At 73.6% G+C, this 12,581-nt stretch carries 10 protein-coding genes and 1 pseudogene; 8 read left to right on the top strand and 3 right to left on the bottom strand.

The annotated features are described in order from the left end of the window. Positions 1 to 12: 12 nt before the first annotated feature. Positions 13 to 600: a histidine phosphatase family protein gene (locus tag ACFRCG_RS15075; RefSeq protein WP_380031646.1), complete on the bottom strand. Its 588-nt coding sequence runs from the start codon at positions 598 to 600 to the stop codon at positions 13 to 15. Between the two features lie 61 nt (positions 601 to 661). Here ACFRCG_RS15075 and ACFRCG_RS15070 point away from each other — a divergent pair, with 61 nt between their 5' ends. Further along, the gene (locus ACFRCG_RS15070; protein ID WP_380031644.1) at positions 662 to 1,381 is read left to right on the top strand and encodes a hypothetical protein; all 720 of its coding nucleotides are present in this window, start codon (positions 662 to 664) and stop codon (positions 1,379 to 1,381) included. 155 nt (positions 1,382 to 1,536) lie between these two features. Here the strand turns inward: ACFRCG_RS15070 and ACFRCG_RS15065 are convergent, their stop codons facing one another. Beyond that, entirely contained in the window at positions 1,537 to 1,878 is a 342-nt protein-coding gene (locus tag ACFRCG_RS15065) for a hypothetical protein (RefSeq protein WP_380031642.1), read from the bottom strand. 183 nt (positions 1,879 to 2,061) lie between these two features. On the opposite strand from ACFRCG_RS15065, the gene miaA reads away from it, so the two are divergent. The 6 genes from miaA (at position 2,062) to hflX (ending at position 9,313) form a co-directional block, all read left to right on the top strand. Next, positions 2,062 to 2,967 carry a tRNA (adenosine(37)-N6)-dimethylallyltransferase MiaA gene (gene miaA / locus ACFRCG_RS15060; RefSeq protein ID WP_380031640.1) on the top strand — a complete coding sequence of 302 codons (906 nt, stop codon included), beginning with the start codon at positions 2,062 to 2,064 and terminating at the stop codon, positions 2,965 to 2,967. Positions 2,968 to 3,138: 171 nt separating this feature from the next. Next, positions 3,139 to 4,929, top strand: a complete 1,791-nt coding sequence (ggt, locus tag ACFRCG_RS15055) for a gamma-glutamyltransferase (RefSeq protein WP_380031755.1) — start codon at positions 3,139 to 3,141, stop codon at positions 4,927 to 4,929. Positions 4,930 to 5,018: 89 nt separating this feature from the next. Next, positions 5,019 to 5,873 carry a diaminopimelate epimerase gene (gene dapF / locus ACFRCG_RS15050; protein ID WP_380031638.1) on the top strand — a complete coding sequence of 285 codons (855 nt, stop codon included), beginning with the start codon at positions 5,019 to 5,021 and terminating at the stop codon, positions 5,871 to 5,873. Between the two features lie 114 nt (positions 5,874 to 5,987). Then, the gene (locus ACFRCG_RS15045) at positions 5,988 to 6,731 is read left to right on the top strand and encodes a hypothetical protein (protein ID WP_380031636.1); all 744 of its coding nucleotides are present in this window, start codon (positions 5,988 to 5,990) and stop codon (positions 6,729 to 6,731) included. A gap of 225 nt (positions 6,732 to 6,956) precedes the next feature. Then, positions 6,957 to 7,667, top strand: coding sequence for a DUF4097 family beta strand repeat-containing protein (locus ACFRCG_RS15040; protein WP_380031634.1), 711 nt, complete (start codon positions 6,957 to 6,959; stop codon positions 7,665 to 7,667). Positions 7,668 to 7,807: 140 nt separating this feature from the next. Next, positions 7,808 to 9,313, top strand: a complete 1,506-nt coding sequence (gene hflX / locus ACFRCG_RS15035; RefSeq protein WP_380031632.1) for a GTPase HflX — start codon at positions 7,808 to 7,810, stop codon at positions 9,311 to 9,313. Between the two features lie 62 nt (positions 9,314 to 9,375). Here hflX and ACFRCG_RS15030 read toward each other — a convergent pair whose 3' ends face one another. Further along, positions 9,376 to 10,467, bottom strand: coding sequence for a trypsin-like serine peptidase (locus ACFRCG_RS15030; RefSeq protein ID WP_380031630.1), 1,092 nt, complete (start codon positions 10,465 to 10,467; stop codon positions 9,376 to 9,378). A gap of 213 nt (positions 10,468 to 10,680) precedes the next feature. Between ACFRCG_RS15030 and ACFRCG_RS15025 the strand changes: the two are divergent. Beyond that, positions 10,681 to 12,177: pseudogene (locus tag ACFRCG_RS15025) on the top strand (diaminobutyrate--2-oxoglutarate transaminase); the annotation flags it as partial. Between the last annotated feature and the right edge of the window lie 404 nt (positions 12,178 to 12,581).

Genomic DNA, 12,581 nt, shown 5'->3' with positions numbered 1-12,581 from the left:
CGCGCCGCGCGGTCAGGACACGTTCCAGCCGAGCATCGCCGGCTGTTCACGCTCGTAGCCGAGAGTGGACAGCCGGGCGGTCTCCAGGCGGAACAGCCGGCCGTCCTCGGGCGGCAGGCCCAGCCAGCGGGCGGTGAGCACCCGGAGCAGGTGGCCGTGCGCGACCAGCACCGCGTCCTCGCCGCGCGCCAGCACCGGGCGCACCTTGTCCAGCACCCGGTCCACCCGCCGGCCGACATCGGCGATCGACTCGCCGGGGTGCGCCGCGTCGCCGGGGATCACCCCGTCGCGCCACAACACCCAGCCGGGCACCCGCTCGCGGATCTGATCCGTGGTGATGCCCTCGTAGCCGCCGTAGTCCCACTCGACCAGGTCGGGTTCCGGGGTCCCGCCGGTGATCCCGGCCAGTTCGGCGGTCTGCCGGGCCCGGCCCAGCGGGCTCACCAGGGTCAACCCGAACTCGCGTCCGGAGAGCAGGTCGGCCACCGCCTTCGCCTGCGTCTCACCCTCGGGGGTGAGCGGGATGTCGGTCAGCCCCGTGTGCCGCCCGGACCTGCTCCACTCGGTCTCACCGTGTCGCACCAGCATCAGTTCACGCATGTGATCCATCCCATCATGCGACCCGGGAGGCGTCGCGGCGGCCGCTTAGTACTCTCCCTGAATGCTCGTAGCCGCCGCGGTAGTCCCGTGCCCCCCGATGATCGTGCCCGAGTTGGCCCGCGGGGCCGTAGCGGAGTTGGACGCGCTGCGCGCGGCGTGCGATCAGGCGCTGGCCGCGCTGGTCGCGAGCACGCCGGACCGGTTGGTGGTGGTGGGGGCGGGCCCCGTCGAGGCGACCCTGGGCGAGGGCGGGGTCGGCTCCTTCGCGCGGTACGGCGTCGACCTGGAGGTCACCCTCGGCGGCGGCGCGGACCACGAACTGCCGCCCGCGCTGGTCGTCGGCGCGTGGTTGCTCGGCCGTTCCCCGTGGGCCGCCGACCGGGTCGCCGCGGGCACCGCGCCGAGCCCGGTGTCCGGCGCGGTGATCGCCGCCGACGCCGATCCGGCGCGCTGCGCGAGGCGGGGTGCGGAGCTGGTCGCGGGAGCGGATCGGGTGGCGCTCCTGGTGGTGGGCGACGGGTCCGCGTGCCGGACCGAGAAGGCCCCCGGCTACCTCGACGCGCGCGCCGAGCCGTACGACGTCGCGCTCGCCGCGGCACTGGACGCGGCCGACCCGGCGGCGCTGGCGGCGCTCGACCCGGCGCTCGCGGAGGAGCTGTGGGTGGGGGGCCGACCGGCGCTCCAGGTGTTGGCCGGGGCGGCGGGCCCGGGCCGGAGCGGGCGGCTGCTGTATGACGAAGCGCCTTATGGCGTGGGGTATTTCGTGGCGCTGTGGTCCTGACGCCTGACGCCTGACGCCTGACGCCTGACGGGCGGGAGGCCGCGGGCCGGCCGTCGGCCGTGCCGGTGGCGCCGCCGCCGTGCCCCGGTGCACGTGCCCCCGTGAACGCGACGGGCGGCGGTCCCCGATCCGGTGCCCGCCGCCCGGTGTCCGACTCACGCGCCCGATGCCGCCGCGGGCTGCTTGCCGGCCGTCTCGGGCGTGCCGTCGCCGGGCTCGGCAGGGGCAGCCTCCGCGTCGGCGTCGTGGGCGACAGCGGTGTCCGGCTCCTCCGGGGTCTTTGCCGCCTCCGCCGCGACGACCGCGTCCCCGGCGGCTCGGGGCGCCGGGGCGGCGACCGCTTCGCCGGTCCCGGCCACGGCGTGCCCCTCGGCCGGCGTCCCGGGCCGGTCCTCGACCAGCGTGGCGGTGTCCGTGCCCGCCGTGTCGCCCGAGCAGCACGAGCCGCCCGTCTCCGTCGTGTCGGGGCGCCGCTTGAACCAGTCGAAAACACTCACGTTTGCTCCTTGACCGTATGTCTGTGTCCGAACTCAACGAGAGCGAACGTGGCCGGTCACGACCTCGCACACGGCCGTACCGCAACGAGCGACGGCGCGGGCACGCCGGCGCGTGCCGGGACGGGCGCCGTCGTACCACCGCCGTGCGCGGCGACCGGTCGGCGATCCGGCAGACTTGGGGGGGTGAGTCCCCGTGTCATTGCCGTCGTCGGTCCCACTGCGGCCGGAAAGTCCGATCTGGGGGTCGCCTTGGCCCGTGCGCTGGACGGGGAGGTGATCAATACCGACTCCATGCAGCTCTACCGGGGCATGGACATCGGCACCGCCAAGCTCACCGTCGCCGAGCGCGGCGGCGTCCCGCACCACCTGCTCGACGTGTGGGAGGTGACCAGCTCCGCCAGCGTGGCCGAATACCAACGCGACGCGCGGGCCGTGGTCGACGACCTGCTCGCGCGCGGGCGGACCCCGATCCTGGTCGGCGGTTCGGGGCTGTACGTCCGCGCCGTCCTCGACGACCTGGAGTTTCCCGGCACCGACCCACGGATCCGGGCCCGCCTGGAGGCCGAGGCCGAGCGGGTGGGTCCCGGGCCGCTGCACGCGCGCCTCGCGGTCGCCGATCCACCCGCCGCCGCGGTGATCCTGCCGAGCAACGCCCGGCGGATCGTGCGCGCCCTGGAGGTCATCGAGCTGACCGGGCGGCCGTTCACCGCGACCCTGCCCACCCACCGCTCGCTCTACGACAGCGTGCAGATCGGGGTGGACGTTCCCCGGCCGGTGCTGGACGAGCGGATCACCACACGCGTGGACCGCATGTGGGCGGCGGGCCTGGTCGAGGAGGTGCGCGAGCTGGAGCGGGTCGGGCTGCGCGAGGGCCGCACCGCCTCCCGCGCGCTGGGCTACGCCCAGGTGCTGCGCATGCTCGCGGGCGAGTGCGGCGACGAGGAGGCCCGCGAGGACACCGTCCGCACCACCCGCCGGTTCGCCCGCCGCCAGGACACCTGGTTCCGCCGCGACCCGAGAATCGAATGGCTGGACCACACCCGCCCCGACCTGCTCGAAGCGGCCCTGGAGAAGGTGAGCGCCTCCTAGCGCGCGTCCGCTCCGCGCCGGGTGCGCGGTGGTGCGCACGACCGGGTGAACCTTGTCCGGGTGGAGGACTTGGGGGTGTTGCGGGTGGGGCCGGCGTGGCACGGTGGGAGTCCGTGACACACCGGAACCTGTTCGGGGGAGGCGGTCGTGATTCGCTCGGTTCGTCGCGCCATGGCGTCGGTCGCGGCGCTGGGGCTCGCAATGACCATCCCGGGAGTGGCGTCCGCGTCGCCCGGTGGGCCGGCGGAGGCGCCGGCCAAACAACCCGTGGCCACCGGATGGGGCGGCGCGGTCTCCAGCGTCGATCCCGACGCCACCCGGATCGGCCTGGACGTGCTGCGCCGGGGCGGCAACGCGGTGGACGCCGCGGTGGCCACGGCCGCCGCGCTGGGTGTGACCGAGCCGTACTCGTCGGGGATCGGCGGGGGCGGCTACTTCGTCTACTACGACGCGCGCAGTCGCAGCGTGCACACCCTGGACGGGCGGGAGACGGCGCCCGCGAGGATGCGAGAGGACGCGTTCCTCGACCCCGCCACCGGGTTGCCCATCCCGTTCGACCAGGGGGTCAACTCCGGGCTTTCGGTGGGGGTTCCCGGCACGCCGCAGACGTGGAACACCGCGCTGCGCACGTGGGGCACGACCAGTCTGCGCTCCGCCCTCGAACCGGCTCGGCAACTGGCCGAGCGCGGGTTCGTGGTGGATCGGACGTTCCACGACCAGACCGCGGCGAACGCGTCCCGGTTCGACGACATCACGCCGACCGCGCGGCTGTTCCTGCCGAACGGGCAACCACCGGTCGTGGGCAGCGTGTTCCGCAATCCGGACCTGGCCCGTACGTACGAGCAACTCGGTCGCAACGGTGTCGACTGGTTCTATCGCGGCGGTCTCGGCCGCGAGGTGGTGCGCACCGCGCAACAACCGCCGGTGGCACCGGGAGCCGACCGGGTCTTCCGGCCCGGACTGATCGAGAACGGCGACCTGGCGAACTACCGGATCCGGGAGCAGCGCCCGACCCACCTCGACTACCGGGGCCTGGACGTCTACGGCATGGCCCCGTCCTCGTCGGGCGGCTCCACCGTGGGCGAGGCGCTGAACATCCTGGAGACCACCGACCCGCGCACGCAGGACGAGGTCGCCGCGACGCACCACTACCTGGAGGCGTCGCGCCTGGCCTTCGCGGACCGCAACCGCTACGTGGGCGACCCGGCGTTCGTGGACGTGCCGCTCAAGGGTCTGCTCGCCGACGGTTTCGCCAGGGAACGCGCGTGCCTGATCGACCCCGACCACGCAGCGGTCAGTCCGGTGCCGCCGGGTGACCCGAAGCCGCCGTACGACCGGCAGTGCCGGGCGAGCGGCACGCCGGAGGCGAGCGAGCCGATCGAGGGGTTGTCCACGACGCACCTGGTCACCGCCGACCGCTGGGGCAACGTGGTCTCCTACACGCTGACCATCGAGCAGACCGGCGGCAGCGCGATCACCGTGCCCGGACGCGGGTTCCTGCTCAACAACGAGTTGACCGACTTCAACTTCGCGCCGCTGACCCCGGGCGTGTTCGACCCGAATCTGCCCGCGCCGGGCAAACGGCCGCGCAGCAGCATGTCGCCGACGATCGTGCTGCGCGACGGCCGGCCGTTCATCGCGGTGGGCTCTCCCGGTGGGGCGACCATCATCACCACGGTGCTCCAGGTGCTGACCGAGCGGCTCGATCGTGGCCTCTCGCTGCCGCAGGCGGTCGCGGCGCCGCGACTGTCGCAGCGCAACGGCGCTGCCACCGAGGTCGAACCGGGCGTGCCGGCGTGGTTGCGCACGGGGCTGGAACAACGCGGTCACGTGCTCAAGGCCAACCCCGAGATCGGCGCCGCGGCGGCGCTGGAATTCCTGCCCGGCGGGCGCGTCCAGGCGGTGGCCGAGCCCACCCGCCGGGGCGGCGGCGCGGCCGGCGTGGTGCACCCGGACCGATAACGGGCCGATGAAGCGCGCGAGCGGCCTCGGCGGAACCCCGCCGAGGCCGCTCGCGCGTGGTTGCTCCCGCCCCGTCCTAGGATTGCGGAGTGAGCACTTTGCACTTCTTCAAGGGGCACGGCACCGAGAACGACTTCGTCATCGTGCCGGACGCCGACGGCGAACTGGACCTGTCCGCCGCGCAGGTGGCCGCGCTGTGCGACCGGCGGGCGGGCATCGGCGGCGACGGGGTGCTCCGGGTGGTGCGCGCGGCCAAGGACCCGGCCGCCGAGCACCTGGCCGGCGAGGCCGAGTGGTTCATGGACTACCGCAACGGCGACGGCTCGATCGCGGAGATGTGCGGCAACGGCGTGCGGGTGTTCGCACGGTTCCTGGTCGAGCGGGGCCTGGCCGAGGCGGGCGAGTTGCGGGTGGCCACGCGCGGCGGGGTCAAGGCGGTCACCGTGTCCGCCGAGGGCCCGGTCACCGTGGACATGGGCCCGGTCCGGCTGCCCGATTCCGAGGGCATCGGGGTGGATGTCGAGGGGCGGGTGCGACCGGCCACCAACGTGGACATGGGCAACCCGCACGCGGTGGTCTTCGTCGAGGACCTGGCCCAGGCGGGCACCCTGTACACCGCGCCGACCGTGACGCCCGCGGGGGCCTATCCGCAAGGGGTCAACGTCGAGTTCGTGGTGCGCCGGGCGCCGGGTCACGTGGCGATGCGGGTGCACGAGCGCGGCTCGGGCGAGACCCGGTCCTGCGGCACGGGCGCGTGTGCGGTGATGGTCGCCGCGGCGCGCGCCGACGGCGCGGAGCCCTCGGTCACCGGCGAGCCGGTCACCTACACGGTGGACGTGCCCGGCGGGCGCCTGGTGATCACCGAGCGGGTGGACGGGCATATCGAGATGACCGGCCCGGCCGTGATCGTCGCCGAGGGACGGGTCGACCTCGCCCGCCTGTGATCCCGGTGCGCGGGCGTCGCGGAGCCGGTGTGCGAACACCTGTGCTCGTTCGATCCGCCGTGATAGGTCTTGTCTGACATGGTCAAGCAAGGTCGTCCCCGGGGAGACACGAGCATGAGCAGCATGGACACCGCCCGCGAGACCACCCGCGCGGTCAAGACGACGGTGCAGGCGGCCGCCGCGTTCTTCTTCGCGCCGCACACCGTCGCACGCGGCGCCGAACTGGGCCTGGACGGCGTGACGCTCTACGTCGCCGGGCGCGGCGGGGTGCTCGGCGACGTCGACGACGCCGCGGTGGTCGCCGCGTTCCATCACTTCACCGCCGACGCGCTGCTGCCGCTGTGGCAGGGCGGCAGGAAGGCCGCGCCGCCCGAGCGGGTCGGCGCGCTGTACGCCGAATGCGCCCGCGACTGGGGGCGCGAGCACCTCGCCGACCTGCCGGAGACCGCCCGACTGGCGGAGATCACCACCACGATCGTGCGGGCGAACGACCTGGGCGCGCTGGCCCCGCTGTACTCGGCCTGGCGCGGTGTACCTCTTCCGGATGATGCGCCCGCTGTGCTCGCGCAGAACCTCCAGACGCTGCGCGAGCACCGCGGCGGGCTGCACATCCTGGCCCTGGCCGCACATCGCCTGACCGCGCTGGAGGCACAGGTGGCAGAGGCGAGCCCCTACCTCGAGTTCTACGGCCACACCGCGCCGTTTCCGCAGGTCACCGATGAGCTGACGGCCCGCCGGCAGGCCGCGGAGGACACCACGGACGAGCTGGTGGCGGCCGCGTATGCCGTGCTCGACGACGCCGAGTCGGCCGAATTCGCGGCGCTGGCACCGGCGTTGGGCGCGCGGCTGGCGCACTGACCGCAGGTGCCGGTACCGGTACCGGGGTCCGGGACAACCCCGAGGCGGGCCCTGCCTGGAGGTGGAGTGCCTCGGGGTCGCCTCCTGCCAGGGAAGGAGCCGGCCAACCCGACGCCGGACCGACGCGGGGAACAGGGGTGCTTCCTAGCCTGGAGGGCAAGAGAACAGCGGGGGAGTGGTCGTGCGTTCGGGCGGCGTACCCCGCCCCGACCCAAGGAGACCCTTATGGCTGCCCGCAACCGTCGTCTGGCCCTGCTCGTCCCGCTCGTCGCGCTTCCGCTGGTGTTGACCGCGTGCGAGTTCAACGTGGACACCGACCACGACGCGGAGAAGAAGACCACCTCCTACGACGTCACACAGAGCGTGAAGTCGCTCAAGGTGGACAGCGCGGCGGGCAACGTCAAGGTGACCGAGGGCGACGTCAACGTGGTCAAGGTGACCGAGAAACAGCATTACGACAAGACCGCGCCGACGACCACCCACAATGTGGACGGCAGCGGCCAGCTGGTCCTGGACTACGACTGCGCGAGCAAGAAGGCCTGCTTCGTGGCGTACGAGGTGACCATCCCGCGCGGCGGCGCCGCGCTCGACATCCGTACCGACGCGGGCAACGTGACGCTGCGCGATGTGACCGGGACGCTCAACCTGCACACCAGCGCGGGAAAGATCGACGGCGAGGGGATCACCTCGGCGAAGGTGACCGCGCAGACGAGCGCGGGCTCGATCGACATGACCTTCACCAAGGCGCCCAACGACGTCAGCGCCAAGACCGACGCGGGTCGGGCGACGGTGCGGGTGCCCGGCGGGCAGCAGTACGCGGCGGACGTGTCCACCACGATCGGCGACAGCGACGTCAAGGTCTCGCGCAACGACCAGTCGCCGCACAAGATCAAGGTGCGCACCGAGGTCGGGCAGGCCCGACTGCTGACCTCGTGAATGCGCGGCGGTCCGCGCCCCGGTTCGCTTCGGGCGAACCGGCCGAAAACCCGGATGCCCGAGCGCGGACCCTCGTGGGACCATCGTGACGGCCGCTTCGGGGAATGGAGCGGCCCGCCGACTACGTTGAACAGGACGATATGACTTCTCGCTCACACCGCGCCGGACACGACGACACGGACTCGACTCCCCATTTCGACGACGCCGACGGCTTCGACGACGGAGCGGCCTTCGACGGATTCGGACCGGGCGATGACGTCGGGGGTCGTCCGGTCGACTACGACGGCGACCAGTTCGACCGTGACGAGCGCAGCGCGCTGCGCCGGGTGGTCGGTCTCTCCACCGAGCTGACCGACGTCACCGAGGTCGAATACCGACAGCTTCGCCTGGAACGGGTGGTCCTCGTCGGGGTCTGGACCGACGGAACCGCCGCCGACGCCGAATACTCGCTCAAGGAACTCGCCGCGCTCGCGGAGACCGCGGGCTCGGAGGTGCTCGACGGACTGATCCAGCGCCGCGACAAGCCCGACCCGGCGACCTACATCGGCTCGGGCAAGGCCCGCGAACTGCGCGACGTGGTGATCGCCACCGGCGCGGACACCGTGGTCTGCGACGGTGAACTGACGCCCGGTCAGCTGATCCAACTGGAAGACGTCGTCAAGGTCAAGGTCGTGGACCGCACGGCGCTGATCCTGGACATCTTCGCGCAGCACGCCAAGTCCCGAGAGGGCAAGGCACAGGTCTCGCTGGCACAGATGCAATACATGCTGCCGCGCCTGCGCGGTTGGGGTGCCTCGCTGTCGCGCCAGATGGGTGGCGGCGGCGGTGGCGGCATGGCCACGCGTGGTCCCGGTGAGACGAAGATCGAGACCGATCGTCGGCGCATCCGGGAGAAGATGGCCAAGATGCGCCGCGAGATCGCGGACATGAAGAAGGCCCGCGACACCAAGCGCCAGGAGCGCCGCCGCAACGCGGTTCCCTCGGTGGCCATCGCGGGTTACACCAACGCCGGCAAGTCCTCGATCCTGAACCGGTTGACCGGCGCGGGCGTGCTGGTGGAGAACGCGCTGTTCGCGACGCTGGATCCGACGGTGCGCCGGGCGGAGACGCCCAGCGGACGCGGCTACACGCTGGCGGACACGGTCGGTTTCGTACGGCACCTGCCGCACCAGCTGGTCGAGGCGTTCCGGTCCACCCTGGAGGAGGTCGCCGAAGCCGACCTGATCCTGCACGTGGTGGACGGCTCCGACCCCACGCCGGAGGCCCAACTGGCGGCCGTGCGCGAGGTGTTCACCGAGGTCGACGCACACCGGGTGCGGGAGATCGTGGTGGTGAACAAGGCCGACGCGGCCGATCCGGAGGTGTTGGCGCGGCTGCTCCGTCGGGAGAAGCACGCGATCGTGGTGTCCGCCCGCACCGGGCAGGGCATCGACGAACTGCTCGCGCTGATCGACGAGGAACTGCCGCGTCCCGACGTCGAGGTCGAGGTGGTCGTGCCGTACGAGCGCGGCGACCTGGTGGCGAAGGTGCACGCGAGCGGAGAACTGCTCGGCACCGAGCACCGCGAGTCGGGCACCTGGCTGCATGCCCGGGTGGGCCGGCAACTCGCGGCCGAGCTGGAGCGGTTCGTGGTGGTCACGCGCTGATCGTCGGATGGTGAGGGCCCGGGTCGCGTCCGCGACCCGGGCCCTCGTCGTGTCCGGCCGGGTCAGCGCTTGCGCTTGAGGTTGTCCAGCATGCCGCGGGCCTCCTGGTCCAGGTAGGGGCCGGCGATCCAGGTGTGGCCGGCGCCGCTGAGCGCGCTGTTGCCGATCAGGCACAGCGTGCCGTCGGGGGCGGTGGCGTACCAGCCGCCGCCGCTGGCGCCGGCGGTCATGGTGCAGCCGATCCGCAGCAGGGGCGGAGTGTTGGGGTCGACGGTCATCCGGCGCGGGGCCTGGGCGCAGCCGAACATGGTCAGGCCGTCGAAGGGGGCGTCCTGCGGATAGCCGTAGGTGCCGGCCTCGGCCAGCTCGCGCGGGGCGTCGAACCACACGGGCAGGGCGCGGCCGACCACCTCCTCCAGGCTCGGTCCGCCGCGGTCGGGGTTCTTCACCTCGACCACCGCGTAGTCGTACGAGGTGGCGGAGGAGGTGGCGTTGGTGCCGCCGGCGCGCCACTGGTCGGAGGTGGCCACGGAGGTCGCCCACCACTGGCCGAAGGGGGCGACCGGGCCGGGGTTGCCGAGGTTGGCGAGGGTGGCCTGGCCGCTGCTGTTGAACGCGGGTACGAATTGCAGGCTGTTGAACCAGGTGCCGCCGCGTCCGGCGTGTACGCAGTGACCGGCGGTCCACACCAGGTTGCTGCGGCCGGGCCGCTTGGGGTCGGCGATCACGGTGCCCGAGCAGACGGAGGGGCCGTCGGGGGCCTCGAAGAACAGTTTGCCGACGGCGACCGTGCCGGCCTCGCCGGTGTACGGGCGGGGGACCGCGCGGGCCTGTACCGGGGGCGGTTTGGCCTCGGCGAGCACGTCGGGCAGCGGTTCGGGGCCGGCCGGTGCCCCGGTGCGTCCGGGGGCGGGCGAGGGCAGGGGTAGGGCCGGGCCCTCCTCGTTGCCGCGCGGCTCGCGCGGTTTGGCCCGACTCATCCGCTCCGGGGTCCAGTGCGCGGGATCGCCCGGATCGGCGAGTGCCGCCGGCCCCCGGCCGTGGCCGTCGTCGGTGCCGACTCCGCCCAGTGTCAGTGCCATGACGGTGCCCGTCACCAGCAGCGACACCGCCACCGTCAGGGTGACGAACAGCGTGCGGACGCCGCGCGTCAAGCGCCTACCTCCCCGTGTGCGCCTCCCGTGTGTGCCGGTCGACAGTATCGGAGGGACCGCCGCCCGTGATCGGGCGGCCGGTCGGTCGTTGTCAGCGAGGGGGTCGTCGATTCGACGAACGTCACTCTTTGTGGTGATGGCGTTGCGATCCGTTGTCGTGCAAAGGTAAGCCTTACCTAAGTTTCCGATCGACCTCGTGGAGGTGCCGCAGTCATGACCGCCGCCCTGACCAGGCCGGACGACCGCTCCGGTGCCCCGGACCCGACCCCGCTCACAACGCCCGCCGACGCCGTGAGCCCCGACGGCGGGGGGCCGGCCGGTGCGGCGATCGGCCGGCAGCGCTCGGGGACCACGAGCGCCGACGCGCCGGGCATCCTGCGGCGACAGGCCGCCCGCGAGTCCTCGGCCCGCACCTACGCGCGCTCGTTGCCGATCGTGCCGGTGCGGGCCCGCGGCATGACCGTGGAGGGCGCGGACGGGCGGCGCTACCTCGACTGCCTCTCCGGCGCCGGCACCCTGGCCCTGGGCCACAACCACCCCGTGGTGCTCGCCGCGATCCGGGGTGTGCTCGACACCGGCGCGCCGCTGCACGTGCTCGACCTGGCCACCCCCGTCAAGGACCGGTTCGTCGAGGAGTTGTTCGCCACGCTGCCGCCGGAGTTGGCGCGCGACGGGCGCATCCAGTTCTGCGGGCCGGCCGGCACCGACGCGGTGGAGGCGGCGCTCAAGCTGGTGCGGACCGCGACCGGGCGGCGCGGGGTGGTCGCGTTCACCGGGGCCTACCACGGGATGACCGCGGGGGCGCTGGCCGTGAGCGGCGACACCGCGATCCGGGACGCGACCGGGGCGGGCACGGGCGACACGGTGCGGCTGCCGTTCCCGCAGGACTACCGCTGCCCCTTCGGCGTCGGCGGGGCCGAGGGCGCGCGGATCGCCGCGCACTACGCGGGCACGCTGCTCGCCGACCCGGGCGGCGGTGTGCCGACGCCCGCCGGGATGATCGTGGAACCGGTCCAGGGCGAGGGCGGGGTGCTGCCGGCGCCCGACGAGTGGTTGCGCGAGCTGCGCCGGCTCACCGCCGAGCGGGGGGTCCCGCTGATCGCCGACGAGGTACAAACCGGCCTGGGGCGCACCGGCGCGATGTGGGGAGTGGACCACGCCGGCGTGGTGCCCGACGTGATGGTGGTCTCCAAGGCGATCGGCGGCAGCCTGCCGCTGGCCGTGGTGGTCTACCGGGCCGAGCTCGACCGCTGGTGGCCCGGCGCGCACGCGGGCACCTTCCGCGGCAACCAGCTGGCGATGGCGGCCGGCACCGCCACCATCGCCTTCGTGCGCGAGCACCGCCTGCACGAGCACGCGGCCCGCGTCGGCGCGCGACTCGCGGGCGCGCTCCGCGGCCTGATGCCCGGCCGGCCCGCGATCGGCGAGGTGCGCGGGCGGGGCCTGATGCTCGGTGTGGAGATCGTCGAGCCCGACGCGGCGCCGGATGCGCTCGGGGCCCGGCCCGCGGCGCCCGGCCTGGCGCTCGCGGTGCGGCGCGAGGCGTTGGCCCGGGGGCTGATCGTGGAACTGGGAGGGCGGCACGACAGCGTGGTGCGGTTGCTGCCGCCGCTGACGATGACCGAGGTCCAGGCCGACGCGGTCCTCGAGCGCCTGGCCGAGGCCATCGAGGCGGCCGGGGCGGGATACCGCGGTCCGACCGCCGGTCCGGGCGGCGCCGGAACCGGGCCGGCCCGGTTCGCCCGTGCGAGTGCCGGGGCGGCGGGTTGCGGGCCGGGGGCGGCCGGGGTCGCGAGCGCCGGAGCCTCGATGCCCCCACCCGTGAACGGGGCGACCGGCCCCGGAAACGCCGGCCCGACCGCCAAGGCCCCGGGTGGCGGGTTCGAGGACGCCGGGGCTGGGAGTGCCGGATTCCCGGGTGGCGGGGTCGAGGGCGCCGGATTCTCGGGTGGCGGGTCCGAGGGTGTCGGAGCTGGGAGTGCCGGATTCTCGGGGGTCGGGTGTGGGGGTGCCGGGTCCGAGGCGAGCGGGTCCGGGGGCGCCGGGTTCGAGGGTGTCGAAGGCTCGGGGGTTGAGTGGGGGGTTGCCGAGTCCGAGATGGGCGGGTTTCCGGG

This window comes from Embleya sp. NPDC056575 (assembly GCF_042793325.1).
Taxonomy (GTDB): domain Bacteria; phylum Actinomycetota; class Actinomycetes; order Streptomycetales; family Streptomycetaceae; genus Embleya.
The sequence above is the reverse complement of the archived record's forward strand: the minus strand, read 5'-3'. Positions and strand labels throughout refer to the sequence as shown.